27 protein-coding genes are annotated in these 25,060 nt (G+C 62.1%); 15 read left to right on the forward strand and 12 right to left on the reverse strand.

The genetic code is table 11. The features are described from left to right. Positions 1-181: 181 nt before the first annotated feature. Both M2400_RS18610 and M2400_RS18615 read right to left on the reverse strand, forming a co-directional pair. On the reverse strand, positions 182-1,123 hold the full coding sequence (locus tag M2400_RS18610; RefSeq protein WP_177134868.1) for a magnesium transporter CorA family protein: 942 nt from the start codon (positions 1,121-1,123) through the stop codon (positions 182-184). A gap of 6 nt (positions 1,124-1,129) precedes the next feature. Then, positions 1,130-2,716, reverse strand: coding sequence for a RimK family protein (locus M2400_RS18615; RefSeq protein ID WP_218174959.1), 1,587 nt, complete (start codon positions 2,714-2,716; stop codon positions 1,130-1,132). A gap of 94 nt (positions 2,717-2,810) precedes the next feature. On the opposite strand from M2400_RS18615, the gene M2400_RS18620 reads away from it, so the two are divergent. Next, positions 2,811-3,911, forward strand: a complete 1,101-nt coding sequence (locus M2400_RS18620; RefSeq protein ID WP_177044153.1) for a GNAT family N-acetyltransferase/peptidase C39 family protein — start codon at positions 2,811-2,813, stop codon at positions 3,909-3,911. On the opposite strand, the gene sfnG is transcribed toward M2400_RS18620, so the two are convergent. Continuing rightward, positions 3,895-4,986, reverse strand: coding sequence for a dimethylsulfone monooxygenase SfnG (sfnG, locus tag M2400_RS18625; protein WP_177044154.1), 1,092 nt, complete (start codon positions 4,984-4,986; stop codon positions 3,895-3,897). The two genes, M2400_RS18620 and sfnG, sit on opposite strands and share 17 nt — an antisense overlap. Positions 4,987-5,249: 263 nt before the next feature. On the opposite strand from sfnG, the gene M2400_RS18630 reads away from it, so the two are divergent. Beyond that, positions 5,250-6,485 carry an acyl-CoA dehydrogenase family protein gene (locus M2400_RS18630; protein ID WP_259197371.1) on the forward strand — a complete coding sequence of 412 codons (1,236 nt, stop codon included), beginning with the start codon at positions 5,250-5,252 and terminating at the stop codon, positions 6,483-6,485. Here M2400_RS18630 and M2400_RS18635 read toward each other — a convergent pair. Together M2400_RS18635 and M2400_RS18640 are read right to left on the reverse strand one after the other, a co-directional pair. Beyond that, a complete protein-coding gene (locus M2400_RS18635) occupies positions 6,482-7,267 on the reverse strand; it encodes a sulfite exporter TauE/SafE family protein (protein WP_259197372.1) in 786 nt (261 codons plus the stop codon). The two genes, M2400_RS18630 and M2400_RS18635, sit on opposite strands and share 4 nt — an antisense overlap. A gap of 82 nt (positions 7,268-7,349) precedes the next feature. Next, on the reverse strand, positions 7,350-8,129 hold the full coding sequence (locus M2400_RS18640) for a class I SAM-dependent methyltransferase (protein ID WP_259197373.1): 780 nt from the start codon (positions 8,127-8,129) through the stop codon (positions 7,350-7,352). A 136-nt stretch (positions 8,130-8,265) separates the two neighbouring features. On the opposite strand from M2400_RS18640, the gene M2400_RS18645 reads away from it, so the two are divergent. The 5 genes from M2400_RS18645 to M2400_RS18665 all read left to right on the forward strand — a co-directional run bounded on the left by M2400_RS18645 (position 8,266) and on the right by M2400_RS18665 (position 12,077). Continuing rightward, positions 8,266-8,787, forward strand: a complete 522-nt coding sequence (locus tag M2400_RS18645; protein ID WP_177078744.1) for a DUF3455 domain-containing protein — start codon at positions 8,266-8,268, stop codon at positions 8,785-8,787. 71 nt (positions 8,788-8,858) lie between these two features. Further along, complete coding sequence (locus M2400_RS18650; protein WP_259197374.1) at positions 8,859-9,386, forward strand: sigma-70 family RNA polymerase sigma factor; 528 nt, start codon at positions 8,859-8,861, stop codon at positions 9,384-9,386. Continuing rightward, entirely contained in the window at positions 9,383-10,066 is a 684-nt protein-coding gene (locus M2400_RS18655) for an anti-sigma factor domain-containing protein (RefSeq protein WP_259197375.1), read from the forward strand. The genes M2400_RS18650 and M2400_RS18655 overlap by 4 nt, the downstream gene beginning before the upstream one ends. A gap of 114 nt (positions 10,067-10,180) precedes the next feature. Continuing rightward, a complete protein-coding gene (locus M2400_RS18660) occupies positions 10,181-11,434 on the forward strand; it encodes a chloride channel protein (RefSeq protein ID WP_259197376.1) in 1,254 nt (417 codons plus the stop codon). A gap of 88 nt (positions 11,435-11,522) precedes the next feature. After that, positions 11,523-12,077 carry a UPF0149 family protein gene (locus M2400_RS18665; protein ID WP_259197377.1) on the forward strand — a complete coding sequence of 185 codons (555 nt, stop codon included), beginning with the start codon at positions 11,523-11,525 and terminating at the stop codon, positions 12,075-12,077. A gap of 166 nt (positions 12,078-12,243) precedes the next feature. On the opposite strand, the gene M2400_RS18670 is transcribed toward M2400_RS18665, so the two are convergent. Next, positions 12,244-12,873, reverse strand: a complete 630-nt coding sequence (locus M2400_RS18670) for a lytic polysaccharide monooxygenase auxiliary activity family 9 protein (protein ID WP_177044162.1) — start codon at positions 12,871-12,873, stop codon at positions 12,244-12,246. Between the two features lie 212 nt (positions 12,874-13,085). Next, entirely contained in the window at positions 13,086-13,439 is a 354-nt protein-coding gene (locus M2400_RS18675; protein WP_259197378.1) for a DUF1428 domain-containing protein, read from the reverse strand. Positions 13,440-13,673: 234 nt separating this feature from the next. Here M2400_RS18675 and aroA point away from each other — a divergent pair, with 234 nt between their 5' ends. Both aroA and M2400_RS18685 read left to right on the forward strand, forming a co-directional pair. Beyond that, complete coding sequence (gene aroA / locus M2400_RS18680) at positions 13,674-14,930, forward strand: 3-phosphoshikimate 1-carboxyvinyltransferase (protein WP_259197379.1); 1,257 nt, start codon at positions 13,674-13,676, stop codon at positions 14,928-14,930. 32 nt (positions 14,931-14,962) lie between these two features. Beyond that, positions 14,963-15,352, forward strand: a complete 390-nt coding sequence (locus M2400_RS18685; RefSeq protein WP_177078735.1) for a hypothetical protein — start codon at positions 14,963-14,965, stop codon at positions 15,350-15,352. A gap of 1 nt (position 15,353) precedes the next feature. Here the strand turns inward: M2400_RS18685 and M2400_RS18690 are convergent, their stop codons facing one another. Together M2400_RS18690 and M2400_RS18695 are read right to left on the reverse strand one after the other, a co-directional pair. Next, positions 15,354-15,728 carry a tautomerase family protein gene (locus M2400_RS18690; protein WP_259197380.1) on the reverse strand — a complete coding sequence of 125 codons (375 nt, stop codon included), beginning with the start codon at positions 15,726-15,728 and terminating at the stop codon, positions 15,354-15,356. A 5-nt stretch (positions 15,729-15,733) separates the two neighbouring features. Next, the gene (locus M2400_RS18695) at positions 15,734-16,012 is read right to left on the reverse strand and encodes a carboxymuconolactone decarboxylase family protein (RefSeq protein ID WP_259197381.1); all 279 of its coding nucleotides are present in this window, start codon (positions 16,010-16,012) and stop codon (positions 15,734-15,736) included. Between the two features lie 107 nt (positions 16,013-16,119). Here M2400_RS18695 and M2400_RS18700 point away from each other — a divergent pair, with 107 nt between their 5' ends. Continuing rightward, positions 16,120-16,989 (forward strand): LysR substrate-binding domain-containing protein, encoded by an 870-nt coding sequence (locus M2400_RS18700; protein ID WP_259197382.1) that lies wholly within the window; start codon positions 16,120-16,122, stop codon positions 16,987-16,989. On the opposite strand, the gene M2400_RS18705 is transcribed toward M2400_RS18700, so the two are convergent. After that, entirely contained in the window at positions 16,986-17,594 is a 609-nt protein-coding gene (locus M2400_RS18705) for an NAD(P)H-dependent oxidoreductase (RefSeq protein WP_177044170.1), read from the reverse strand. The two genes, M2400_RS18700 and M2400_RS18705, sit on opposite strands and share 4 nt — an antisense overlap. Positions 17,595-17,685: 91 nt before the next feature. On the opposite strand from M2400_RS18705, the gene M2400_RS18710 reads away from it, so the two are divergent. Beyond that, the gene (locus M2400_RS18710; RefSeq protein WP_259197383.1) at positions 17,686-18,288 is read left to right on the forward strand and encodes a TetR/AcrR family transcriptional regulator; all 603 of its coding nucleotides are present in this window, start codon (positions 17,686-17,688) and stop codon (positions 18,286-18,288) included. A 46-nt stretch (positions 18,289-18,334) separates the two neighbouring features. On the opposite strand, the gene M2400_RS18715 is transcribed toward M2400_RS18710, so the two are convergent. Together M2400_RS18715 and M2400_RS18720 are read right to left on the reverse strand one after the other, a co-directional pair. Continuing rightward, entirely contained in the window at positions 18,335-19,009 is a 675-nt protein-coding gene (locus M2400_RS18715) for a GNAT family N-acetyltransferase (protein WP_259197384.1), read from the reverse strand. Between the two features lie 381 nt (positions 19,010-19,390). Further along, positions 19,391-20,281, reverse strand: a complete 891-nt coding sequence (locus M2400_RS18720; RefSeq protein WP_259197385.1) for a LysR family transcriptional regulator — start codon at positions 20,279-20,281, stop codon at positions 19,391-19,393. A gap of 111 nt (positions 20,282-20,392) precedes the next feature. Between M2400_RS18720 and M2400_RS18725 the strand changes: the two genes are divergently transcribed. The 4 genes from M2400_RS18725 (at position 20,393) to M2400_RS18740 (ending at position 25,060) form a co-directional block, all read left to right on the forward strand. Continuing rightward, on the forward strand, positions 20,393-21,619 hold the full coding sequence (locus tag M2400_RS18725; protein WP_259197386.1) for an MFS transporter: 1,227 nt from the start codon (positions 20,393-20,395) through the stop codon (positions 21,617-21,619). Between the two features lie 46 nt (positions 21,620-21,665). Further along, positions 21,666-22,376: a FadR/GntR family transcriptional regulator gene (locus tag M2400_RS18730; RefSeq protein ID WP_177044175.1), complete on the forward strand. Its 711-nt coding sequence runs from the start codon at positions 21,666-21,668 to the stop codon at positions 22,374-22,376. A 106-nt stretch (positions 22,377-22,482) separates the two neighbouring features. Further along, a complete protein-coding gene (gene lhgO, locus M2400_RS18735; RefSeq protein WP_259197387.1) occupies positions 22,483-23,676 on the forward strand; it encodes an L-2-hydroxyglutarate oxidase in 1,194 nt (397 codons plus the stop codon). Between the two features lie 58 nt (positions 23,677-23,734). After that, the gene (locus tag M2400_RS18740) at positions 23,735-25,060 is read left to right on the forward strand and encodes an MFS transporter (protein WP_177044177.1); all 1,326 of its coding nucleotides are present in this window, start codon (positions 23,735-23,737) and stop codon (positions 25,058-25,060) included.

A 25,060-nucleotide genomic window follows, 5' to 3' on the forward strand; every position in this document is an offset into this window, starting at 1 on the left:
CGGGGGTTGCTTGGGTGGGGGGCGGGTGCGCCCCCGGCGCGGGGCCGCCCCCCCCCCCCCCCCCCGGGCCCCCCCCCCCCCCCCCCGCGCCCCCCCCCCCCCCCCCCACAGCAAGCCCCCTCCCCTTAGCAAGCTCCCCCCCACAACAGCCCCCTAGCCACAAATAACCTCCCGCACATCGTCACACCGCCTTGTCACCACTCCCCGCAATCCGCTTCAACCCCAACACCATCAACCCCGCCCCCAGTCCCATCGCCGCCATAAACAACGGGTACGAAATCCACCACGGCGTGCCCGCCGTCATCATGCTGAACTCCGACATCCCGCCCACGCTGGCAATCAGGTTCAACGGCAGGAACACCACGTTGATCAACGTCAGCTTGCGCAACAGGTTGTTCATGCTGTTGTTCATCAGGTTGCCCCGGGCATCGATCAACCCGGAGAACACGTTGGAGTAAATCTCCGCCTGCTTGTAGCACTGGTTGTTCTCGATGATCAGGTCATCGATCAGGCCCAGTGTTTCAGCGCTGAAATGTTCCTTCTCGCCATGATTGCGCAGGCGCGTCAGCACCGCGCCGTTGCTGTGCAGGGCGTTGATGTAATAGATCAGGCTTTCGCTGAGGTTGAACATCTGCATCAGGTGGCGGTTGCTCATCGATGCGTTGAACTGCTGCTGCAACTCCCGGGCGACCATCTTGATCACCTTGAGGTGGCCGAGGTAGTGGTGGATGTTGTTGAGCAGCAAGTCCAGCAACACATCCAGTGGCGTACGCAGCGGCCGGCGGGCGCCCAGCCCGGAAAGCTGGCTGTCGTCAGCGGCGATCACCAGCAACTGATCCCCGGAAAACAGCAAGCCGCAGGACGCCACTTCAAATACCAGGTTGCCGCCACCGGAATAATTCTCCGGGCGTTTCCAGATCAGGAACAGGTTATCGGGGTGGAACTCGATGCGGGACACTTCGTCGGGGTCCAGCGCCGAGGCCAAAGCATGTTCATCGAGCTTGTAGCAGTCGCGCAGGTACTTGCGCTCGTGGGGATCGGGATTGCTGAAGAGCAGCACATTCGCGTCGTCCCCCAGGCTGTTGTACAACTTGCCATCGGCTATTTCAAAGCGCTGGATCATCGCGCGTCACCACACCTGGCCCTGACGTTTCAGCTCCAGGCGTCGGACGAACTCCTCCAGTACCAGGGAATACAAGTCGTCCTGGAGGTAGGCATCTTCGATACCGGCGTCCATGTTGGGGTTGTCATTGACCTCGATCACCACCACCTTGTCGCCGGATTGCTTGAGGTCTACGCCGTACAGGCCGTCGCCGATCAGGTTGGCGGTTTTTACCGCCAGTTCCACCACGGCCTTGGGCGCTTCGTGGACCGCCAGGGTGCGGCACTCGCCGTTGATGTCCTGGCCGATGGCCTTGTGGTTGTAGATCTGCCAATGGCCCTTGGACATGAAGTACTGGCAGGCAAAGATCGGTTTGCGGTTGAGGACGCCGATGCGCCAGTCGTACTCGGTGTAGAAAAACTCCTGGGCCAGCAGCAACACGGAATGCTCGAACAGTTCAGCGGTGGCGGTCAACAGCGCTTGCTGGCTTTCGACCTTGATCACGCCGCGGGAGAAACACCCGTCGGGGATCTTCAGCACAAGCGGGAAGCCGAGGCGCTCGCCCACCCGTTCGAAATCTTCGGGTCGCTCCTTGTACAGAATTTCAGTGGCGGGCATGCCCAGTTGGTGGCTTTTGAGCAGGTCGGTGAGGTAGACCTTGTTGGTGCAGCGCAGGATCGACGCAGGGTCGTCCATCACTACCAGCCCTTCGCTCTCGGCCTTTTTGGCGAAGCGGTAGGTGTGGTTGTCGACGCTGGTGGTCTCGCGGATCAGCAAGGCGTCGTATTCGGCCAGGCGGGCGTAGTCCTTGCGCTCAATCAGTTCTACATCGATGCCCAGCCCCTTGCCGACCCGTACGAAGTTTTCTAGGGCAAGGGCGTTGGACGGCGGCAATTGTTCCTGCGGATCGTGCAGGATTGCCAGGTCATAGCGGGCCAACCGTCGGGAGCGCGGTTGCCGCCAGATCTTGCGGCTGAAGTTGTCCAGCGCATTGGCGAATTGATCTTCCTGGTCATCGCGCAACTTGTGCAACACCCCAGACTTGATGCCTTCGATGTGCCAGCCGTTATTCTTGCGGAACTCAACTAACAGGATCGGACAGGGAAACGCTTCAAACAACTGGCGGGCCAAATCCTGCAAGGGTTCAATATTGGTTCGGCCAAAATAAAGTGTCAGGGTAAAGCCTTCGGTGTTGCTGTAGAGATGATGACTCAAGGCTTTATCGAGGGTTTTATCCAGGTCATCCAGGGCCAGGCCGTACAGGGACTTTTTGGTCAGTTCGCTGATGGTGCGCACCGACGGAATCACCTTGTGGCCCCGCGCCTCGGCCAGCAGCGAGCAGTAGTAGCCGTGCCCCAGGTACTTGTAGCTACGGCACAGGTTGATCACCTGCACCCGCTTGCCCGTCTCGTTTTCCCGGGTCTGTTCAAGGTATTCCTGGGCGGTGACGATGTCTTCGCTGGGGAAGTACGACGCCCAGTCTTCCTTGCGCTCGACAATGATCACGACTTGACTTGCACTCTTGGGAGGGCTGGAAAAATAACCGTTGGAAGTTATTGTCGCCGCCACTGTTTGCTCGGATACTTCACGCCAATGACCTTGTACCGCTGACATATTGATTGATCCGCTTTAGAGAACTAGACCTTTTCTATTAAGCACGATCTTTTAGAGAAGTCCCGTTTCGTTACGCAACTTTTACGGCGGTCACATGGCTCTTTCCTTTCGCGTTGCAACACCCGATGACGTGCCTGCATTGGTGGCACTGGAACAGCACTGTTTCACCACGGACCGGCTCTCCACCCGCAGCTTTCAGTGGATGGTCAGCCGCGCCCACGGGCAACTGTTGGTGGCGGAACAACACGGCGAGTTGCTGGGTTACGCCCTGGTGCTGTTCCACCGGGGCACCTCCCTGGCGCGCCTGTATTCCATCGCCATCGCCGAGTCCTCCCGGGGCCTGGGATTGGGCAAGCAATTGCTGACACGCATCGAAGCCTGCGCCGTGGAACACGACTGCGCCTACCTGCGCCTCGAAGTGCGCACCGACAACCCCGGCGCCATCGCCCTGTACGAGCGCAATGGTTACCGGCGCTTTGCCTTGATCAATGACTATTACGAAGACCACGCCCCAGCCCTGCGCCTGGAAAAACGCATCCTCCAGCACCAGGACGCACGCGCCCTGAGCGTGCCCTATTACCAGCAGACCACCGACTTCACCTGTGGCGCCGCCAGCCTGCTGATGGCCATGGGCGCTTTGGAACCTGCGCGGGTGGCACAGCGCCGCGAAGAACTGCAGATCTGGCGTGAGGCAACCACCGTGTTCATGACCGCCGGCCACGGTGGCTGCAGCCCCCAAGGCCTGGCACTGGCCGCGTGGCGCCGGGGTTTTCGGGTGCGCATGCAGGTCAACGTCAGCGGGCCGTTGTTTCTCGACGGGGTGCGGGATGCGCATAAAAAAGACGTCATGCGGCTGGTGCATGACGCCTTCGAGGAAGAGTTGGCATTGAGCGACGTCGAGCAGGTGCTTGGCGGCCCGCTGGATTTACCCCAAGTGCTGCGGGACGGCGGCCAGCCGCTGGTGTTGATCAGCAGCTACCGGCTGACCCGCTCCAAGTCGCCCCACTGGGTGATCGTCACCGATTGCGACGAAGACTTCGTGTACCTGCACGACCCGGACGTGGACCACAGCCAGCATCGCCAACCCATGGACTGCCAGCATCTGCCGGTCAGCCACGGGGAGTTCGAGCGAATGTGCCGTTTCGGCAATAACAAATTGCGCGCGGCGGTGGTGGTGTTCAGGCGACTTGCTTGATCCCGGCCTTGGCCTCCAGCTCACGCACCAGCGGCAGTACGCGCTGGCCGAAGTACTCGACTTCTTCCTGGAAGTGCAGGAAGCCGGCCAGTACCAGGTCCACGCCGACGGCCTTCAAGGCCACGATGCGCTCGGCGATCTGCTGCGGGGTGCCGATCAGGTTGGTCTTGAAGCCGTCGTTGTATTGCACCAGGTCTTCAAAGCTGGATTTGGCCCAGTTGCCCTCGCCTTCCGGGGATGCCTTGCCGGCTTGTCTGGCCGCGTCGCCAAACGCATTCACGGCTTCCGGGTCGGCCTGGTCGATGATCTCTGCCAGTACGGCGCGGGCTTCTTCCTCGGTATCGCGGGCAATCACAAACGCGTTGACCCCGACTTTCACCGAATGATTATTCGCCGCTGCCTTGGCCCGGATGTCATCGACCTGGGCCTTGATGCCTTCCGGGGTATTGCCGTTGGTGAAGTACCAGTCCGACACCCGCGCCGCCATATCCCGCGCCGCCCGTGAACTGCCACCCTGGAAGATTTCCGGGTGCGGCTCGCCCAGTGGCTTGGGTTTGAGGCTGTAGTTGTTGAAGCGGTAGAAGTCGCCCTTGAAGGTGAAATTGTCCTGGGTCCAGATGCCCTTCAAGGCACGGATGAATTCCTCGGAGCGCCGATAGCGCTCGTCGTGCTCCAGCCAGTGTTCGCCGATGGCCTGGAACTCGCCCTTGAACCAGCCGCTGACGATATTCACCGCTACCCGGCCATTGGTGAGCTGGTCGATGGTTGCCAGTTGCTTGGCCGCCAGGGCCGGTTGCCATGGGCCAGGCAGGATCGCCGCAATCACCTTGAGCTTGGTGGTGGCCGCCAGCAGCGCATGGCTGAACGCAACGGACTCATGCTGGTATTCGGCGCCATAGCCGGCGGTGAAACGAATCTGCGTGAGGGCGTATTCGAAACCGGCGTCCTCGGCCAACTGCGCCAGCTTGCGGTTGTAGTCGATGCCCCAGTGGGTGCGCTGTTCGATCTTGCTGACCACCAGCCCACCGCTGACGTTGGGCACCCAGTAGGCAAATTTGACGGCTTGCTGACTCATTGGACTGTACCTCGCGGATTGGCATGTACAGGGTGTGGAGCAGCAAGTGTGCCAGTGACCGTGAAAGGCCCACGCTACAGGCCTTGGAGCGCTGAAACAGGCGAAAAGCAGCCTGCTCCGAGCTGTCACGGATTGCAGCGGTTTGTCGTTTTGCTGTTGCAGGGACAACAGTTGAATCAGCACCCGCCCCGTAAACACGTGCCTTCGCGCCCGGCATGGACCGTGCAATAGCTCACCTAACTCACTGCCCAGGAACCGTCCCCATGACCGAGCACCACGTGATCAACCCACTGTCCACCGGCGTCGATTATCAAGCCCTGGCCGAACGCTTCCGGCCGGTTTTCCAGCGCATCGCAGACGGCGCCGTAGAGCGTGAACAAACCCGCGCCCTGCCCTACGAACCCATCCAGTGGCTCAAGCAAGCCGGCTTCGGCGCCGTGCGCGTGCCGGTGGAGTACGGTGGCGGTGGCGCCTCCCTGCCCCAACTGTTTGAACTGCTGATCGAACTGGCCGAAGCCGATTCCAATGTGCCCCAGGCCCTGCGCGGGCATTTCGCGTTCGCCGAAGACCGCCTGAACGCCGCCCCCGGCGCGGCGCGGGACATCTGGTTCAAACGCTTTGTCGAGGGTGACATCGTCGGCTGCGCCTGGACCGAAATCGGCAGCGTGGCCATCGGCGATGTGGTCACAAAAGTCAGCCCCGACGGCGATAAATGGAAACTCAACGGTGAAAAGTTCTACAGCACCGGCAGCCTGTTTTCCGACTGGATCGACGTGTATGCCCAGCGCAGCGACACCGGCGGCGATGTGATTGCCGCCACCCGCACCCGCCAGCCCGGCGTGGTGCAAAGCGATGACTGGGACGGCTTTGGCCAGCGCACCACCGGCAGCGGCACCTCGCGCTTTACCGACGCCGTGGTGGAAGCGGAAAACCTCATCGACTTTTCCACCCGCTTCAAATACCAGACCGCGTTCTACCAGTTGGTGCTGCTCGCCACCCTGGCCGGCATCGGTCGCGCGGCCCTCAAGGATGTGGCGCATCAGGTGCGCAGCCGCAAGCGCATCTACAGCCATGGCAATGCTGCCCATGTCAGCCAGGATTCGCAGATTCAACAGGTGGTGGGTGAAGTCGCGGCGCTGGTGTATGCCGCCGAGGCCAGCGCGCTGAAGGCAACCGTTCCAGCGCAGCGGGCTTACGTGGCGCGCTTTGGTGGGGATGATGCGGCGGAACACGAAGCCAATGTGGCCGCCGAAATCGAATCAGCGACCGCGCAGGTGGTGGTCTCGGAACTGATCCAGCGCGCCACCACTGAACTGTTCAACGCGCTGGGCGCTTCGGACGTACGCCAGGGCAAATCCCTGGATCGGCACTGGCGCAACGCACGCACGGTGTCGTCCCACAACCCGGTGATCTACAAGGCGCGGATTGTCGGCGACCGGGTGATCAACGGCACCGAGCCGCCGTTTGTGTGGCAGATCGGCAATGGGCCAGCGCGTTAAAGCGCCAGCTTGAAGCCGATCATCACCAGCATGAACGCCAGGCAAGGACGCAATATCCCGTCCGGGACCTTGCCGGCCATGTGGCTGCCGACATAAATCCCCGGCAGCGAGCCCAGCAACAGGAAGCCGAGCAGCGTCCAGTCCATGTTGCCCATGCTCGCGTGGCCAAGGCCGGCGACCAGGGTCAGCGGCACGGCGTGGGCGATCTCCGTACCCACCAGGCGCTTGGTGGCCAGGAACGGGTACAGGATAAACAGCGCCACGGTGCCCAGGGCGCCGGCACCGATGGAGGTCAGGGCCACCATGGTGCCGAGGATCGCGCCGGTGACGATGGTCAGCGTATTGAGGTTGCGCGGCGCCATCTTGTAGTCGTCGCCGGCATGTCGCTGGGCGAAGGCCAGCAGCTTGTTCTTGAACAGGATGGCGGTGGCCGTCAGCAACAGCACCACGCCCAGGGACTGCTTGATCACCGCGTTCAAGGCGGCGGGATCGGTGTCCAGGCTCTTGAGGAACCACAAGGTCAGCAGCACCGCAGGCACACTGCCCAGGGTCAACCAGCCGGTGATGGTCCAGTCGATGTTGCGATTCTTGCTGTGAACCAGCACCCCACCGGACTTGGTGATGGCGGCATACAACAGGTCGGTGCCCACGGCGGTGGCCGGGTTGATGCCGAACCACAAGAGGATCGGTGTCATCAACGAGCCACCACCGACACCGGTCATTCCCACGATAAATCCAACAATCAGGCCAGCAATCGAGAAACCAAAATTACCTACATCCATTACCACTACCTGCGGCCTTATAAAATTCTGGCCGCAGCATAGCGATTTTTCTTATAACGACTTATATCAATACGATCTGACTTTATGCCTTTTTCGTCAGGCGCTGGCTGCGATAGGCCTGGGTCTGGTAGGGGAATGCCACCGTCTCACGGCCGCGCAAGGCCGGATGCGTGTTGATCAGCGACTGCAGCTGCTCAGTGACAAGCGCCTTTTCCGCCGGCGGCAATGCGGCGATAAAGCTCACCGAAAGGAAGCGATCCATGATCACTTCCTGGGGGCTGCCGACGTGGCTGTAGGGGAAGCAGGTCATTTCGGGCGCGGAAAAATACTCCCCGGTGAACGCTTCCCGCCAGCGCCCCGTGTGGAAGCGCGGGGTGTCGCCCTCGTAGGGCGTAATGATCTCGGTGATCGCCGCGACCCAGTCCACGGATTCGTCCCGCACGTTCCAGATCAAACCCAGCCGGCCTTCCGGCTTCAGCACCCGGTGGATTTCAGCCAGGGCCGCTTCCGTGGAGAACCAGTGGAACGCCTGGGCGCACACCAGCGCATCGGCGGTGGCCGCTTCAAGGGGAATGGCCTCGGCGGTGCCTGACAGCAGGCGCACGTCCGGCAGCTGTTTCTTCAACTGCGCGCCCATGGCCTCTACCGGCTCGACCGCAATCAAGGTCGGCGCCACGGTGCTGAGCAAACGGGTGAACTTGCCAGTACCGGCACCCAGGTCGATAACGGTGGAGTGCGAGTTGATCTGCAGGGCGTCGGTCAACCAGCCCGTGAGTTGGCGTGGGTAATCCGGTCGGCCTTGGGCGTAGGTGACGGCCTGGGTAGAGAATCCCTGTTGAGCAGCCTTGTGAACACCGGTCATCGCCAATCTCTCCTCTGGTAGTGCGGGGGCCACAGTGTGCGCCCTTGCCGAATTATTTTCTAATCGCTGCATCCGTTTGCGCGTGTCGTGGGTAGTACCGGTAGCAGCGCCTTGCTGCCCTTATGGAGAGACACCTATGAACGCCAAAGCCCTGTTCTGCGTGACCTGCCTGTTCGCTGCTGCACCCACCGCCTTTGCCCAGACCGGTTTACCCGACAGCATCAAGGTGCCGGACGGTCACAAGGTGGCAATGGAAACCACCGGCGTCGGCGAAATCACCTATGAATGCCGTGACAAGGCCAATGCTGCTGGCCAGACCGAATGGTTTTTCGTCGGCCCCAAGGCCGTGCTCAATGACCGCAGCGGCCAGCAAGTCGGCAGCTACTTCGGCCCGCCCGCCACCTGGCAGGCCAAGGATGGCTCGAAAGTCACCGGCACCCAACTGGCCGTAGCGCCGTCCAGCCCCGGCAACCTGCCCTATCAACTGGTCAAGGCCAACCCCGCCGAAGGCAAGGGCGCGATGAGTGGCGTTGCCTACATTCAACGGGTCGCCCTCAAGGGTGGCGTGGCACCGAGCACCGAATGCACGGCGGCCAACAAGGGCAAGCAGGAAGTGGTGAAGTACCAGGCCGACTACATCTTCTGGGCGGCCAATTAAGTAAAGTCGTCTACGCTGCTGCGAAAGCGCCCCGGGTTCACTACCGGGGCATCCACCGGGAAACCCTGTCCTTGCCTGAAGCCGATTTTGAGTATGAAGCCTGCCTGCTGGCCTGCGCCCGGGGCGACCAACCGGCCCTGCGCCGCCTGTATCAACAGGAAAGCAGCCGGCTGCTGGGGGTTGCGTTGCGCATCGTGCGCGACAAGGCCCTGGCCGAAGACATCGTGCATGACGCTTTTATCAAGATCTGGAAAGGCGCCGCCAGTTTTGACCCGCACAAAGGCTCGGCCCGCGGTTGGGTCTATAGCGTGACCAGGCACCTGGCCCTGAATGCGGTGCGCAGCATGGGACGCGAAGTGCCCCTCGACGAAGAACATGAAACCCCGGAGCACACCGACACGTTCGAGTATCAGGCGCGCTCGGGACGCATCTACAGCTGCCTCGAACAACTCGACCCGGCCCGCCGCAACTGCATCCTGCATGCGTATGTAGACGGTTATTCCCACAGCGAAATCGCGCACAAACTCGGCACCCCGCTGGGCACCGTGAAAGCGTGGATCAAACGCAGCCTCGCGGCATTGCGTGAGTGCATGGCATGAACAGCATCGACGAACTGGCCAGCGAATACGTGCTGGGCACCTTGCCCGCCGCGCAGCGTGCCGAGGTGGAACAACGCCTGGCTATCGACGCCGAGTTGCGTGCAGCGGTGGACGGCTGGGAGCAGCGCCTGTTGCCATTGACCGAGCAGGCCGACCCCGTCACGCCATCGGTTAATTTGTGGCGACGTATCGAGCGCAGCCTGGGGCATTCCGTCCCTCAAGACTCACCGGTCTCATGGTGGAACCGGCTGTCTTTGTGGCGCGGACTGGCCGGTGCGGGCCTCGCGGCGAGTCTTGTATTGGCAACATTGCTGCTGACCCAGACAGCAACCATCAACCCGACCGCTTATGTAGTGGTGCTGGTAGCGCCGCAAAGCCAGGCACCGGGTTGGGTGATCCAGGCGAGTAATACCCAGGAAATCCAGCTGATCCCCCTGGGCATCATGGAAGTACCGGCAGACAAGACCCTGCAGTTCTGGACCAAGGGCGAAGACTGGCAAGGCCCGGTGTCGCTGGGGTTGGTCAACCCCGGGCAGTCGCTGTCGGTGCCCCTGGACAAACTGCCGCCACTGGCGCCCAACCAACTGTTTGAGCTGACCCTGGAAAACCCCGGCGGATCGAAAACCGGCAAGCCGACAGGTCCGATTCAGGCAATCGGCCGGGCCGTTAAAGTAATCTGAACGTAATGCAATGTTGTGGAAGGCCAATTCGCGCCATTGCATTACATGTCAGCGCGGTAGCAGCACCTGCACGCTATAGAATCAGCCTCGAAAATCCGGCCCTGTGGACCCTTTATGCCTTCCAAGCCCCGCTCTTTGCTGATTCTCGCCCTGGTGGTCATCTTCACCGGAATCGGCGCCGGCATCGGCGGCATGCTCCTGGCGTTGCTGCTGCACGGCATCCAGCACCTGGCGTACGGCTACAGCCTCGACAGCCTGATCAGCCACGAAACCTTTTTGCTCGGCGTCACTGCCGCCGCGCCTGAACGCCGGGTGCTGGTGCTGATCACCTGCGGCCTGGTGGCGGGCGTGGGCTGGTGGTTGATCTACCGCTATGGCCGGCCGTTGGTGAGCATCAAGCAAGCGGTCTCGGCCCAGGCGCCGATCATGCCGCCCAAGACCACCCTCGCCCACGCCGTGCTGCAAATCATCACCGTTGCCCTCGGCTCCCCCCTGGGCCGTGAAGTGGCGCCAAGGGAAGTCGGCGCGCTGGCGGCCACCTGGTTATCACAGCGGGCACGCCTGGCGCCGGACATGCACCGGCTGATCGTCGCCTGCGGCGCGGGCGCCGGCTTGGCGGCGGTGTACAACGTGCCGCTGGGGGGCGCGGTGTTTGTGCTCGAAGTGTTGGTGGGTGTGTTCAGTTGGCCGGCGGCGGTGATTGCGTTGACCACCTCGGCCATCGGTGCGTCGGTGGCCTGGATTGGTTTGGGCGCAGAGTCACAATACGTGGTGCCGCACTTTGTGCTCAGCCCCGGCTTGATCGCCTGGGCGCTGGCCTGCGGCCCGGTGTTTGGCCTGGCTGCCTACGGTTTCACTCGGCTGACCGGCGCGGCCCGCAACAACGCCGCCCGAGGCTGGCGGTTGCCGGTACTGTCGTTGATCAACTTCAGCATCATCGGTGGCCTGGCGATTTTCCTGCCGCAGATTCTCGGCAACGGCAAAGGCCCGGCGCAGCTGGGTTTCGACAATGAACTGACCATCGCCCTCGCCGCCGTGCTGCTGGTGGTCAAGGTGCTGATCACCGCCAGCAGCCTGCGCGCCGGTGCCGAAGGCGGCCTGTTGACCCCGGCGCTGGCCAACGGCGCTTTGCTGGCGATCATCCTCGGCGGCGCCTGGAGCCTGCTGTGGCCCGGCGTGCCCCTGGGGGCCTTCGCGATCATTGGCGCGGCGGCGTTCCTGGCGTCGAGCATGAGCATGCCGTTGACGGCGATCGTGCTGGTGGCGGAATTTACCCGCATCGACCACGACTTCCTGGTGCCGATCATTCTCGCCGTGGCGGGTTCGATGTGCATGAGCAAGCTGTGCGTGTTGTGGGAAAAGCGCTGAAGAGGCTGGATTAAAAACCCGGCACGCGCCATCCTCCGCGCTTTAAGCCGCCCCTATCAGCGGCGCTCTACGCACAAAGGACATCTCCATGCACGACCACCCCCTCGCCCCTGCCGATTTCGAGTTCATCGACGAAACCCTGCTCAAGTACGGCGACGACCATTCGGTGCTGAACCTGGCCGAGCTCGACGGCTACTTCACCGCCCTGGTCTCAAGCCCTGTGCAGGTGGACGTGGCCGAGTGGTTCCCCGGCATTTTTGGTGGGCAGAACCCGGATTGGGAAAACCCGGAAGAAGCCAAGCGGTTTCTTGAACTGAGCGTGCGGCACATGAACGCTATCGCCACACAGTTGGCGACTGATGCTGAAGGATTCAAGGCGCGTTTCGAAGAAACCGAGCACCAGGGCCAGCCACTGACCCTGGCGGAAGAATGGTGCTTTGGTTATATCCGTGGCGCCGCGATCGGCAACTGGCCAGAACTGCCTGCCGAACAGGCCGGGCAGTTTGAGAAAATTTCCTGGTGTGCCGAGCAGGACAACTTTGAACTGCCAGCAGACCTGGATGTAAATGCCCATCAGCAACGGGTTGCAGCGATCGAACCGGCGGCCCGTGTGTTGCACGATTACTGGTTGGCCCAGCGCTGATTGAGCTTGTGCTGAACGCAACACCTGTGGCGAGGGAGCTTGCTCCCGCTGGGTGCGAAGCGCCCATGGTTTTTTAGGGCTGCTACGCAGCCCAGCGGGAGCAAGCTCCCTCGCCACAGCAAGCTCCCTCGCCACATTTATGTTGTTCCTCCAGGTTCAGTTGCGACTATTTAAAGTCGACATCAAACGCCTGATAAAACGCATTGCCGGTGTTGGCCACGATCCACATCAACACCAGCACATGCCGGCCCTTCTTGCCCTTGGGCAACGTCACTTGATGTTCGACCTTGGCCTTCAGTTCAGCCGAGTGCTGGTAATACGGCACCTGGGTGTAGAAGTCCTCGTAGAACGGCTTGGCCTCCAGTTGAGCCCGGCTGATGCGCTGCTTGGGGTCCCAGCCGTCCCGGGTAATCAGCCAGCGATAGCCACGGGTCACGTGCGCGGCGGTGTAGTCCCACTGCACCTTGAACACCTGGCCGGCTTCAACATTCAGCAACGGCCAGTTAAACGGGGTGTTGAGCTTTTTACCCATTTCTTCGTCGGTGAAGTTCACGCAGTCCCGGGCATCTGTCTTGCCGCCGCTGAGGATGTGCCCGTCTGCGGGTGGCGTGACGCTTTGATCGTCGGTTTCATAAGGCGCCGGAAACGGTCCGGCGCTGAGGGCCGGGAAGTTCTTGCCGCCTTCCATTTCGTTGACTTGCCAGTTCTCCAGCAGGCCGCGTTCTACCGCCACCGAACCACGACTGGCCGGGGTCACGACGCGACCATGCCTGAGTTGAGTCTGGGGTTTGTTCATTTCAGTCACTCCTTGATTGAAGGCTTCCCGTCATGGAAAGCGCCTTGAACTTAGCCCACCCCGCCGGGTTGTCTACCCGACGGTTCTGTCAGACAAATCGCGCCATGTGCTTGTTTTGCGGAGTTTTCGCAGCAGTCCTGCACCGGACCTGTCGTCCGTCCTACCCTGCAACAGGCGATCGGACTACAGCTGCTATCCATGAACACTTGTCCTCACGTGTTGAGGATCATCTCGAACCCGCCATAGATCATCCGCTGCCCGTCAAACGGCATCGGATTGGCGTCCGCCTTCAGGCGCGGATCTTCCATCACCTTACTCATCCCGGCATCGCGCACCTGGCGGGAGGGCCACACGATCCAGGAAAACACCACGGTTTCGTCGTCCTTGAGCTTTACCGCCATGGGAAACGACGTCACCTGCCCTTGGGGCACATCATCGCCCCAGCACTCAACGATACTCAGCGCACCATGTTCCTTGAACACCACGGCGGCAGCCTTGGCGTGCTGGATGAATTGTTCGCGGTTTGCGGTGGGTACTGCTATCACACAGCCATCTACGTACGACATGATCACTCTCCTGATTCGACGGGTTGTTGTGCTTGTAGTCGATCAATCAGGCGCTCAATCGACATTAATGGGAGAAATGTCGACCAGCGGTGGTTATTGATCGCAAGGCAGGGAATGGCCGCATGGCGCCATCCCCCGCGACTTTCAACGATCCCCGCTCGACAACGGTAGCGTGTTTGGCCGATTATTCGTGTCCGCCAAACGCCACCCGCCTTGAAGCAGGAGCCTTGTACCTTGAGTTCGCAGAAAACCGTGACCGTTACACCGCCCAACTTTCCATTGAACGGCAAGGTAGCGCCCCCCGGCTCCAAATCCATTACCAACCGTGCCCTGCTGCTGGCGGCCCTGGCTAAGGGCACCAGCCGTTTGAGCGGCGCGTTGAAGAGCGATGACACCCGCCACATGTCGGTGGCCCTGCGGCAGATGGGCGTGGTGATTGATGAACCGGACGACACCACGTTCGTCGTCACAGGCGTTGGCAAGCTGCAATTGCCGGCGCAGCCGCTGTTTCTCGGCAACGCCGGTACGGCGATGCGCTTCCTCACCGCCGCCGTGGCCACCGTTCAAGGCACGGTGGTGCTGGACGGCGACGCCTACATGCAAAAACGCCCGATTGGCCCTTTGCTCGCGACCCTCGGTCAAAACGGCATCAAGGTCGACAGCCCAACCGGCTGCCCGCCGGTAACGGTACACGGCACCGGCCGCGTGCAGGCCAAGCGTTTCGAGATCGACGGCGGCCTGTCGAGCCAGTACGTGTCGGCGCTGTTGATGCTGGCGGCGTGCGGCGAAGCGCCGATTGAAGTGGCCCTGACCGGCAAGGACATCGGCGCCCGTGGTTACGTCGACCTGACCCTGGACTGCATGCGCGCCTTCGGTGCACAGGTGGACATCGTCGATGAAAGCACCTGGCGCGTGGCCCCCACCGGCTACACCGCCCACGACTACCTGATCGAGCCTGACGCGTCCGCCGCCACTTACTTGTGGGCGGCCGAAGTGCTGACCGATGGCCGCATCGACCTCGGTGTCGCCCCGCAGGATTTCACCCAGCCCGACGCCAAGGCTCAGGCAGTGATCGCGCAATTCCCGCACATGCAACCGGTGGTCATCGGTTCGCAGATGCAGGATGCGATTCCGACCCTCGCCGTCTTGGCCGCGTTCAACCACACACCGGTACGCTTCACCGAGCTGGCCAACCTGCGGGTCAAGGAGTGTGACCGGGTGCAGGCACTGCATGACGGCCTGAATGAAATCCGTGCGGGTTTGGCGACCATTGAAGGTGATGATTTGCTGGTGGCCAGCGATCCGGCCCTGGCGGGCACCACGTGCAACGCGCTGATCGACACCCACGCCGATCACCGCATCGCGATGTGCTTTGCCTTGGCGGGCCTGAAGGTTTCAGGGATCAGGATTCAGGACCCGGACTGCGTCGGCAAGACCTATCCTGAGTACTGGAAAGAGCTGGAAAGCCTTGGCGTCCAGTTGACCTGGTAAGCCGTCGGCGCCGGTAACGGGAGGGAGACTTCATGACGATTCGCCAACCCTGCCCACCCGGTGCCTGCGACTGCAATCGCGAACAACTGCTCGAACTTCCCGGCGCCGATGCACGCATCCTGCACCTGACGCGCCAGGAAGAAAAACGCCTGCTCGAACGCCTCGAAAACCTGCAAAGCCTGCCCGACCTTGAACGCATGCAGCACCTGATGTACCAGCAACTGGGCATCCGCGTGCACATCGCCCCCGGTCATACGGAAGTCAAAAGCATGCGCGGGATCCAGATCGTTATCGATGAGTTGCCGGGCCTGTGTCGCAAGACCCGGCAGTCGATTCCGGCGGCGATTCGCAAGGGCATGGAGAAGCAGCCGGAGATTGCGTACCGGTTGCTGGATGCCCATGACTTGTTTCGCGAAGGCTGAGTCAGTTCCCCCTGCCACCGGCAAACGACCACTCATCTGCCGCCGTCGTGGTAATCACCACCATCACATCTTCCGGGCTAAGCCCGATGCCCGCCTCCAACCGCTCCACCAGCACCCGGTAGAAATCGCGCTTGGTCTCGGTATCCCGGGGTTTGCCGCCGGTGATCGCGATCAGGACATAGTCATGGCTGCGCGGGCCGCCCTGGTAGTTGGGGTCGATGATCATCTCGCCCACTTCGTGCTGGTGGATCACATGAAAGCGATCCGCGACAGGAATCTTAAAGCTTTCAACCAGGGCATCATGCAGTCCCTGGGAAAGCGCTTGCAGATATTCAGGGGATTTCCCGCGATGCAGGGAGATTCGGGCGTAAGGCATGGTGGTTACTCCGCAGGATTGATGGCGGCCAACAGGTTCAGCGCCGACGCCGCTGTCGGCCAGCCGGAATAGAACGCCAGGTGGGTGATGACTTCGCTCAGCTCATCGGCGCGCACGCCGTTATCCCTCGCCCGCTGCAAATGAAACGGCAATTGCTCAGGGCGATACATCGCCACCAACGCCGCCACGGTGATCAGGCTGCGCTCCCTGGGGGACAGGCCATCGCGCTCCCAGATATCGGCGAACAATACGTCGCGGGTCAGTTCGGTAAATTTGCTGCTCATGGACTCTCGCTCCGACAATTCAGTTGACGGGCAAAAACTAGCAAGCCAGGATCATTCCGAATATCAGATTAAACAGCACCAACCATCCTGTTTTTATGGAATATAAAATGCGCCGTCCCACCTTCGACCTTGATGTACTGCGCACCTTCGTCACCGGCGTGGAGCTGAACAGCTTCGCCAAGGCCGCCGACCGACTGGGCCGTTCAACCTCGGCTGTCAGCGCACAATTAAAGAAACTCGAAGAACAGGTCGGCACGCCGGTACTGGGTAAATCCGGGCGCGGCCTCGCGCTGACCCCGGTGGGCGAGGCGCTGCTCAGTCATGCCCGGCGACTGCTGGACCTCAACGACAGCATCTTCGGCAGCCTCCACGAAACCCAAACCGCAGGCACCTTGCGCCTCGGTTTGCAGGAAGATTTTGGCGAGCATGTGCTCAGTGACATCCTGCGCCGCTTCGCCAGGCTGTACCCGCTGATCAGCCTCGAAGTGCGGATTGGCCGCAACGCAGAGTTGCTGGGCCTGATGGACAACACCCGCCTGGACCTGGCGCTGACCTGGGAAACCGGCCACAACTCGTCCAGCTGCACGCGCCTGGGGCAAACCCCGATGCACTGGATTGGCCCCCGGGACAAGCCGCTATTGCCACGCGCCGAGGACGCGCCGCTGCCACTGGTGATGTTCGAGGCGCCCTGCGTATTGCGCAGCGCTGCCACCGAAGCCCTGGACCGCGCCGGGATTGCCTGGCGCATTGCTTTGACCAGCCCCAGCGTCGGCGGGATCTGGGCGGCCGTCGACGCCGGGTTGGGCGTGACCTTGCGCACCCGCATCGGTTTGCCGGCGCACCTGCGGGTACTCGACGGACTGCCGCCGGTGCCGTCCCTGGGCTATGAATTGCATTGCAGCCACCCGGCACCAAACGCGGCAGTGGCGCAGTTGGCAGCGCTGATACAGAGCAGCCTCGACCCGCAGATTGTTTAGGCGGTTTCGCTGGGTTCCAGGGCAGCGACAAACAATTGCCGCCCCAGCTTCGCCACCGTCTCCAGATGCTGTTCGGCCGCGCCGCTCTCCGAGTCCAGCAGCAGCTCGGAGGTGAGTACCTTCGCGCCGCAGTAATCGAAGATCCCGTGGTCGATTTGCGTGCGCATCGCGTTGGCGTAGCCGTGGCGTTCAAACACGCCTTCATCGGCCCCGCCGACGCCCAGCAAATGCACCTGCAGATGGCCAAGTTTTTTCACCACCTTGGTTTCCAGGCTGTAGTCGATTGCCCAACCGTTGACGAACACCCGGTCAATCCAGCCCTTGAGCAAGGCCGGCATTGACCACCAGAAGATCGGGAACACCAGCACCAAGGCATCGGCGCGGTCGAGCCGGGCCTGTTCGGCCAGCACGTCGGCCGGTGGTGTGGCGCGGGTGCGATGCACTTTGTGGTCGGCGGCGCTGTAGCGCGGGTCGAAGCCTTCGGCAGCGAGGTCGGCGATTTCGAAGGTGTGGCCGGCGGCCGTGATGCCGGCGGCGGCCTGCTTGGCCAGGCTGTGGGTCAGGGATTGCGGGTCGTGGTGGGCAACAACGATGAGGGCGTGCATGGCAGAAACTCCTTCGGGGGTAGCGACGGGAAGGCAAATTGAGTAGGCTTGAGCTAAGTTACCGTTGGTAAGTTACTTTTGGTATATAAGCATGTCAAGCGATCAATCCCCTGCCCCTCGCCGCCGCCTGTCCCGGGATGACCGGTTACGCCAATTGCTCGACGTGGCCTGGCAACTGGTGCGTGAAGAAGGCACCGACGCCCTGACATTGGGGCATCTGGCCGAGTTGGCAGGCGTGACCAAGCCGGTGGTGTATGACCATTTCGGCGATCGCGCGGGGCTGCTGGCCGCGCTGTATGAAGATTTCGACGCGCGGCAGAACCAGGTGTTTGCCGCCGCCATCGAGGCCAGCGAGCCCACCCTGGACGACCGTGCCTGGGTGATTGCCTCGTGTTATGTCGACTGTGTGCTGTTGCAGGGGCGCGAGATTCCGGGGGTGATTGCGGCGCTGGCCGGCAGCCCGGAGCTGGAAACCATCAAGCGCGAGTACGACGTGATTTTCCTCGGCAAATGCAGCGATGCTCTCGCCCCGTTTGCCGTCGACGGTGTGATAGGCCAAGCGGGTTTGAGGGGGATGCTGGGCGCGGCAGATGCTCTTTCCCACGCCGCCGCCAGCGGGGAAATCAGCCCGCTGGAGGCGCAGGAGGAGCTGTTTGCGAGCATCAAGGCGATGGTCAATCGCGGGCGCGATTAAACGGCCGCCATTGCAGGCTCGCTAAAGCTCGCCACATTGTCCTGCGTCATCCCAACCTGGCGTGCACAAACATCCGCGCTTTGTGGGTCATCTGGTCGAAGTGACGATCACGCTGTTTCTCTGCATCGATCATCGCCCGCTTGCCGTGCTTTTGCAGCAGGTAGGTGTGGATCTGCCGCACCTCCAGCGAGCTGTAGATCGACGCCACGTCCAGCAAACCCATCAAGCCGTCGGTGCTGTAGTCGCGGGTGTTCATCAACACCTGGGTGCCACGTACGCCGCGCAGTTGAAAGCCCATGGACTCGAACGCCGGCACCTTCTCCACCGCGCAGGTCAGTTCGGCATGGGGGTAGCGGGCCAGCATGTCCTGCATCATTGCCCGTGCCACGCCTTTGCGCCGATGGCTGGCGTGCACCGCCATGTAGGCCACGCCGCACGCCTCGGGATCATCCTTCACTGGCAGGTACAGCAGGAAGCCGATCACCTGATCCTGCTCATCCAGCGCGACGATCAGTTCAACCGCGATGCCCTTGGACCCGCCCAGCGCTTCCAGGTACAGGTGCACCTCGTAGCCAATGGCGTACTGGTAGACGTTGTACAGCAGGTTGCTCGGCGGGATGGCGACCATGCTGATGTCAGTCAGGTAGTCGACCACCATCTGCAGGATCTGCGCATTGATCGGCTCGGGGCATGGAGTTTCGTAACGGGTAAGGCTGAACATTCGAATTCCTGGTGTTTCGTGTCAAGTCTGGGCGGATTGTACCTGCTGAAGGGCTGCTTTGGACCCAAAGCCATTTGCCTCATTCATATTGTGGATAGGGAGGGGCTTGCTGTGGCAAGGGAGCCTGTTGTGGCAAGGGAGCCTGCTGTGGCAAGAGAGCTTGCTGTGGCGAGGGAGCTTGCTCCCGCTGGGCTGCGAAGCGGCCCTCAAACCTACAACGGGAGTATGGCTGAAGAAACGCGGTGCGCTTGATGGGGCTGCTGCGCAGCCCAGCGGGAGCAAGCTCCCTCGCCACAGCAAGCTTCCTCACCACAGCAAGCTCCCTCGCCACAGCAAGCTTCCTCGCCACAGCAAGCTCCCTCACCACAAAGGTTCGGCCATTCATTGCGTACATACCTCCCGCAGGCAACCGCGCAGCCAGCGATGGGCCAGGTCGGCGTCCAGTCGTGGGTGCCAGAGCATCGAGACGGTGAAGTCCGGGAACGCAAATGGCAGCGCAAAACGATAAAGATCACTGTGCAGGTTGGCGGTGTGCCGCTCCGGCACGCTGGCGATCAGGTCGGTGCTACGGGCCAGCGCCAGGGCGGTGGAGAACCCGGCCACGATGGTCACCACGTCCCGTGTCAGCCCCTGCGCTTCGAGAGCCTGTTGAATCTGGCCCTGATCATGGCCGCGTCGGGACACGTAGATGTGCTGGCCTGCGGCAAACCGCTGCGGCGTTACTTCGCCCTCACTCAGCGGATGCCCCTTGCGCACCACGCCGATAAATCGGTCGCGGAATAGCGCCTGAGTCAGCACCTCGGGGCTGGCGCTGCTGTCGACCACGCCGGTTTCCAGGTCGACGCTGCCATCGCGCAACGGTGTGCTGGCCTTGTCCGGTTTATGCACGAAACGCAGTCGCACGCCGGGGGCTTCCTGGGCGATGCGCGCCAGCAGCGCCGGGCCGAAGTTCTCAACAAAGCCATCGCTGGTACGCAAGGTGAAGGTTCGCACCAGTTGGCTCAGGTCGAGCTTCGCAGCCGGGCGCAACACCGCTTCAGCGTCCTGCACCAACTGGCTGACCTGCTCGCGCAGCTCCAGCGCCCGTGGGGTTGGCACCAGGCCTCGGCCGGCGCGGACCAATAACGGATCGCCCGTCGTTTCGCGCAATCGCGCCAGCGCCCGGCTCATCGCCGACGGGCTCAGGCGCAACCGTTGGGCGGCGCGGGCAACGCTGCCTTCCGCGAGCAACACATCCAGGGTGACCAGCAAATTGAAATCAGGTGTCGACACGGCAAACCTCACATGGCGTTTGGCGCACGTATACAGTGCAACTGCTGCGCCTTCCGCCATGTTAGGTGACGGCGTAGATTTCTGACAGCGGTCAAATCCAGGAGCCTCTTGATGAACTCACCTGCACCCCGTGGCGCCCTCGCCGCCCTGTCACTGTCCATGCTGCTGGCGTCTTTGGGCACCAGCATCGCCAATGTCGGCCTGCCAAGTCTGGTACTGGCGTTTGATGCTTCCTTTCAAGCGGCGCAGTGGGTGGTGCTCGCGTATTTGTTGGCGATCACCGCCGTGATCGTCAGCGTCGGGCGACTGGGCGACCTGATGGGCCGCAGCCGCCTGCTATTGGCGGGTTTGTTGCTGTTCACCGTTGCCTCCGCCCTGTGTGGCATGGCCCCATCCCTCGGCCTTTTGATCGCGGCCCGCGCCCTGCAAGGCCTGGGTGCGGCGATCATGATGGCGATGACCATGGCGCTGGTGGGCGAGACCGTCGCCAAGGAACGCACCGGCCGCGCCATGGGCTTGCTGGGCACGATGTCGGCCATGGGCACCGCGCTGGGGCCCAGCATCGGCGGAGTGTTGATCGCCGGGTTTGGCTGGCGCGCACTGTTTTTTATCACCGTGCCGCTGGGCCTGCTGACCTTTACCCTCGCCCGGCGATATCTGCGGGTCGAGCGTCGCGAACCACCGTCCACGCAATCGCGCTTCAATTTCCTGTCGACGCTATGGGATTCAACCCTCAGCGCCGGCCTGGCCATGAGTGCGCTGGTGTCGGCGGTGATGATGGCGACGTTGGTGGTCGGCCCCTTCTACCTGACCCACGGCGCCGGCCTTGACCCTGCGTGGATGGGCCTGACGATGGCCGTCGGGCCCTGTGTCTCGGCGCTGATGGGCGTACCCGCCGGCCGCCTGACCGACCGTTTCGGCAGCGGCCCGATGACCGTTGCGGGGCTGCTGGCGATGCTGGCCGGCTGCCTGTTGTTATCACTGATGCCGCTGAACCTCGGTGTTGCCGGCTACATCGCCCCGCTGATCATCCTCACCCTCGGCTACGCGCAGTTTCAGGCGGCCAACAACACCGCCGTGATGAGCAACGTACTGGCGGACCGTCGTGGCGTTGTCGCTGGCCTGCTCAACCTGTCACGCAACCTGGGGTTGATCGCCGGCGCTTCGGCCTTGGGCGCGGTGTTTGCGCATGCCTCAGGTGACCTCGCCACCGCCACGCCAGGTAGCGTGGGAAGTGGGATGCAGGCCACGTTCGGCGTGGCATTGGCACTGATTGGCGTAGGCCTTTTCCTGGCACTGCGCACCCGGTTCGACGCCACACGAATCTTGACAAGGTAAAATCGTAACGACTATTGTCTGACAACCTGATTACCAAGGTTTTCCCATGCTTGAGCTCCAGCGCCCTGATTCGCTCGTTATGCGCGTTGTCAGCGCCATTCGTGCAGAAATCGATTCCGGCCAACTGGCGCCCGAAGCGCGCCTGCCCACCGAACAGCAACTGGCTGAACAGCTCAACGTCAGCCGTTCGGTGGTGCGCGAAGCGATTGCCCAGCTCAAGGCCGACGGCGTACTCACCGCCCGGCGCGGCCTGGGCTCATTTATCTCCCAGACTCCTGCCGGCACCGTGTTCCGTTTCCCGGAAAAAAACGGCCGCCGCCCGGATCTGGCGCAAATGTTCGAAGTGCGCCTGTGGATCGAAACCCAAGCGGCCTCGATTGCCGCCCGGCGCCGCGATGCCGCTGACCTGCAGCGCATGAAAACCGCCCTGCAGGAAATGCACGACAAGCGTGCCGACTTCGAAGCCGCTGCCCTGGCCGATGTGGAATTCCACCGCGCCATCGCCGAAGCCAGCAAGAACGATTATTTCGTGGCCTTCCACGACTTCCTGCGAAGCCAACTGGCCAGTGCCCGCAAGACCGCCTGGGAAAACTCCGCCACGCGCTTTGTCAGTGGCTCGGCTGACGCCACCCAGGAACACACCGCGCTCTACCAGGCCATCGCCGACGGTGACGCCCAAGGCGCCGCAGCCTGTGCCGAGGCCCACTTGCGCGCGGCAGCACGGCGCCTGCACCTGGAATTGCCCGCCATCAACTGACTGATCCAAACCCTTTTAAAGCGTGCCGCCGGCGCGCCGTTTTTTTAACAAAACCATTAGTCTGACAACCTGATAAGCAGACTGAAATGCGTAGGTACCTAAAACAATGATCTATGACTTTTGCATCATCGGCGGCGGCATCGTCGGCCTGGCCACCGCGATGGAGCTGCTCAAGCGCCAGCCCGACGCATCCGTGGTAATCCTGGAAAAGGAAAGCCTGCTGGCCAAGCACCAGACCGGCCACAACAGCGGCGTGATCCATGCGGGCATCTACTACGCGCCGGGCAGCCTCAAGGCCGACCTGTGCAAGCGCGGCGCCGAAGCCACCAAGCAGTTCTGCACCGAGCACGGGATCAAGTTCGAGGTGTGCGGCAAGTTGCTGGTGGCCTCGAGCCCGCTGGAAGTGCAGCGGATGGAGGCGCTCTACGCCCGCTCGCAGCTCAACGGGATGAAGGTCGAACGCCTGGACGCCGACCAGTTGCGCCAGCGCGAACCGAATATCGTCGGCCTGGGCGGGCTGTTCCTGGACGCCACCGGCATCGTCGATTACCGCGAAGTCTGCGAAACCATGGCCCGGGTGATCCGCCGCGCCGGCGGTGAAATCTGCCTGGAACGCACCGTGACCGCCATCGTCGAGGACACCGACAAAGTCACCGTCAGTACCCGTGGCGAAAGCTGGCAGGCCAGGCACCTGGTGGTGTGCGGCGGCTTGCAATCGGACCGCCTGGCGGTGATGGCCGGGGTCAAGATCGACCACCAGATCATCCCGTTCCGTGGCGAATACTTCCGCCTGCCGGCATCGAAAAACAACATCGTCAACCACCTGATCTACCCGATTCCCGACCCGGATCTGCCGTTCCTGGGTGTGCACCTGACTCGCATGATCGATGGCAGCGTCACGGTCGGCCCGAATGCCGTACTCGGCCTGGGCCGCGAGAACTACCGCAAGTTCTCGGTCAACTGGCGCGACGTGGCGCAGTACGCGAGCTTCCCGGGCTTCTGGAAAACCATCTGGCAGAACCTCGGTTCCGGCAGCGTCGAGATGAAGAACTCGCTGTTCAAGTCCGGCTACCTGGAGCAATGCCGCAAGTACTGCCCGTCGTTGAACATCGAAGACCTGTTGCCCTTCGAGGCCGGCATCCGCGCCCAGGCGGTGATGCGCGACGGCACCCTGGTGCACGACTTCCTGTTCGCCCAGACCCCGCGAATGCTCCACGTGTGCAATGCGCCCTCACCCGCTGCCACCTCCGCGATGCCCATCGGCGCGATGATCGCCGACCGCATGTTCAAGCCCCACTGACACCCTGCGACACGCCTCACTTTGACAATAAATATAATGACTCAGAAGGAACTACAGCATGACGGCAACAGCCCGCACCCCGGACGTTGAAACGCCCGCGCAAACCAAGAAACGCCTGCGCAAAGTCGCGGCCGCGACGATCTTCGGCTCGATGCTGGAGTGGTATGACTTTTACCTGTACGCCACCATGGCGGCGATTGTGTTCTCGAAAATCTTCTTCGATAACAGCGACCCGAAAGCCGCCACGCTGATGGCGTTTTCCACGTTTGCCATCGGTTTTATCGCCCGCCCGTTCGGCGGCATTCTGTTTGGCTACCTGGGCGACAAGTTCGGGCGTAAACAAGTGCTGGTGCTGACCTTCTGCATGATGGGCGTGTGCACCACGCTGATCGGCCTGATCCCCAGCTACGCCTCCATCGGCATCTGGGCGCCGATCGTGCTGGTGTTTATCCGCATCATCCAGGGCCTGGGTGCCGGGGCCGAATTGTCCGGCGCGGCGGTCACGTCCTACGAGCACGCCTCGGAAGGCAAGCGCGGCAGCCAGGGTGCATGGCCGGCATTGGGCCTGAACCTGGGCTTGCTGCTGTCGTCCCTGACCGTGTACCTGCTGACCATCAACGGCAATGAATTCCTGTTGGCCGGCGGCTGGCGGATTCCGTTCATTTGCAGCATCGCGCTGGTGGGTGTGGGCCTGTGGGTTCGCAACAGCATTCCGGAAACCCCGGAGTTCAAGGAACTGAGCAAGGAAACCGCGAAGGCCAAGGCCTCGCCGCTCAAGGCGCTGTTCAAAAACGACCTCAAGGGTTTGGCGGTGGTGTTCTTTGTGGCGATTGGCTACAACGCCCTGAGCTACATCTTCAAGACCTTTTCCCTGGCGTACCTGACCCAGTTCAAGGGCGTTGATGTGCACGTCACTTCGCTGTCGGTGACCATCGCCAGCCTGATCGCCATCGTCGCTGTACCGTGCTTCGGCTGGTTGTGCGACAAGTGGAGCAGCAAGACCGTGCTGATGCTCGGCGGCCTGTTCTCGCTGCTGTTCGCCTACCCGTTCCTGGCGCTGCTCAATACCGGCGAGAGCCTGATGATCTATATCGCCATCGGCGTGGGTACCGGCATCCTCGCCCCGATGATGTTTGCGCCCCAGGGCTCGTTCCTGAGCCGGCAGTTCCCGACCCAAACCCGCTCTTCAGGCTTTGGTACCGGACGGGAAATCGGCACCGCCATCGCAGGTGGCCTGGCGCCATTAGGGGCGTTGTCGATGGTGGCGGCGTCGGCCACCCACTCCACTGATGGCGTTGTGATAATCCTCGCGATCTCGGCCTTGCTGGTGGTGGTGTTCGCCCTGTGCGATCAGGGCCGCAAACACTCGGCATTCAAGAACTGA

It is taken from the genome of Pseudomonas sp. BIGb0558, from assembly GCF_024807515.1.
Taxonomy (GTDB): Bacteria; Pseudomonadota; Gammaproteobacteria; order Pseudomonadales; family Pseudomonadaceae; genus Aquipseudomonas; species Aquipseudomonas yamanorum_A.

What these genes read in the sequence shown, in the direction of transcription:
- M2400_RS18615 (WP_218174959.1), bottom strand. Translation starts at nt 2,716, where the DNA reads ATGTCAGCGGTACAAGGTCATTGGCGTGAAGTATCCGAGCAAACAGTG.
- M2400_RS18670 (WP_177044162.1), bottom strand. Translation starts at nt 12,873, where the DNA reads ATGAACAAACCCCAGACTCAACTCAGGCATGGTCGCGTCGTGACCCCG.
- lhgO (WP_259197387.1), top strand. Translation starts at nt 22,483, where the DNA reads ATGATCTATGACTTTTGCATCATCGGCGGCGGCATCGTCGGCCTGGCC.
- M2400_RS18610 (WP_177134868.1), bottom strand. Translation starts at nt 1,123, where the DNA reads ATGATCCAGCGCTTTGAAATAGCCGATGGCAAGTTGTACAACAGCCTG.
- M2400_RS18700 (WP_259197382.1), top strand. Translation starts at nt 16,120, where the DNA reads ATGCGCCGTCCCACCTTCGACCTTGATGTACTGCGCACCTTCGTCACC.
- M2400_RS18675 (WP_259197378.1), bottom strand. Translation starts at nt 13,439, where the DNA reads ATGTCGTACGTAGATGGCTGTGTGATAGCAGTACCCACCGCAAACCGC.
- M2400_RS18620 (WP_177044153.1), top strand. Translation starts at nt 2,811, where the DNA reads ATGGCTCTTTCCTTTCGCGTTGCAACACCCGATGACGTGCCTGCATTG.
- M2400_RS18715 (WP_259197384.1), bottom strand. Translation starts at nt 19,009, where the DNA reads ATGTTCAGCCTTACCCGTTACGAAACTCCATGCCCCGAGCCGATCAAT.
- M2400_RS18710 (WP_259197383.1), top strand. Translation starts at nt 17,686, where the DNA reads ATGTCAAGCGATCAATCCCCTGCCCCTCGCCGCCGCCTGTCCCGGGAT.
- M2400_RS18695 (WP_259197381.1), bottom strand. Translation starts at nt 16,012, where the DNA reads ATGAGCAGCAAATTTACCGAACTGACCCGCGACGTATTGTTCGCCGAT.
- M2400_RS18740 (WP_177044177.1), top strand. Translation starts at nt 23,735, where the DNA reads ATGACGGCAACAGCCCGCACCCCGGACGTTGAAACGCCCGCGCAAACC.
- M2400_RS18640 (WP_259197373.1), bottom strand. Translation starts at nt 8,129, where the DNA reads ATGACCGGTGTTCACAAGGCTGCTCAACAGGGATTCTCTACCCAGGCC.
- M2400_RS18685 (WP_177078735.1), top strand. Translation starts at nt 14,963, where the DNA reads ATGACGATTCGCCAACCCTGCCCACCCGGTGCCTGCGACTGCAATCGC.
- M2400_RS18645 (WP_177078744.1), top strand. Translation starts at nt 8,266, where the DNA reads ATGAACGCCAAAGCCCTGTTCTGCGTGACCTGCCTGTTCGCTGCTGCA.
- M2400_RS18705 (WP_177044170.1), bottom strand. Translation starts at nt 17,594, where the DNA reads ATGCACGCCCTCATCGTTGTTGCCCACCACGACCCGCAATCCCTGACC.
- M2400_RS18730 (WP_177044175.1), top strand. Translation starts at nt 21,666, where the DNA reads ATGCTTGAGCTCCAGCGCCCTGATTCGCTCGTTATGCGCGTTGTCAGC.
- sfnG (WP_177044154.1), bottom strand. Translation starts at nt 4,986, where the DNA reads ATGAGTCAGCAAGCCGTCAAATTTGCCTACTGGGTGCCCAACGTCAGC.
- M2400_RS18690 (WP_259197380.1), bottom strand. Translation starts at nt 15,728, where the DNA reads ATGCCTTACGCCCGAATCTCCCTGCATCGCGGGAAATCCCCTGAATAT.
- M2400_RS18725 (WP_259197386.1), top strand. Translation starts at nt 20,393, where the DNA reads ATGAACTCACCTGCACCCCGTGGCGCCCTCGCCGCCCTGTCACTGTCC.
- M2400_RS18665 (WP_259197377.1), top strand. Translation starts at nt 11,523, where the DNA reads ATGCACGACCACCCCCTCGCCCCTGCCGATTTCGAGTTCATCGACGAA.
- M2400_RS18655 (WP_259197375.1), top strand. Translation starts at nt 9,383, where the DNA reads ATGAACAGCATCGACGAACTGGCCAGCGAATACGTGCTGGGCACCTTG.
- M2400_RS18630 (WP_259197371.1), top strand. Translation starts at nt 5,250, where the DNA reads ATGACCGAGCACCACGTGATCAACCCACTGTCCACCGGCGTCGATTAT.
- M2400_RS18635 (WP_259197372.1), bottom strand. Translation starts at nt 7,267, where the DNA reads ATGGATGTAGGTAATTTTGGTTTCTCGATTGCTGGCCTGATTGTTGGA.
- M2400_RS18660 (WP_259197376.1), top strand. Translation starts at nt 10,181, where the DNA reads ATGCCTTCCAAGCCCCGCTCTTTGCTGATTCTCGCCCTGGTGGTCATC.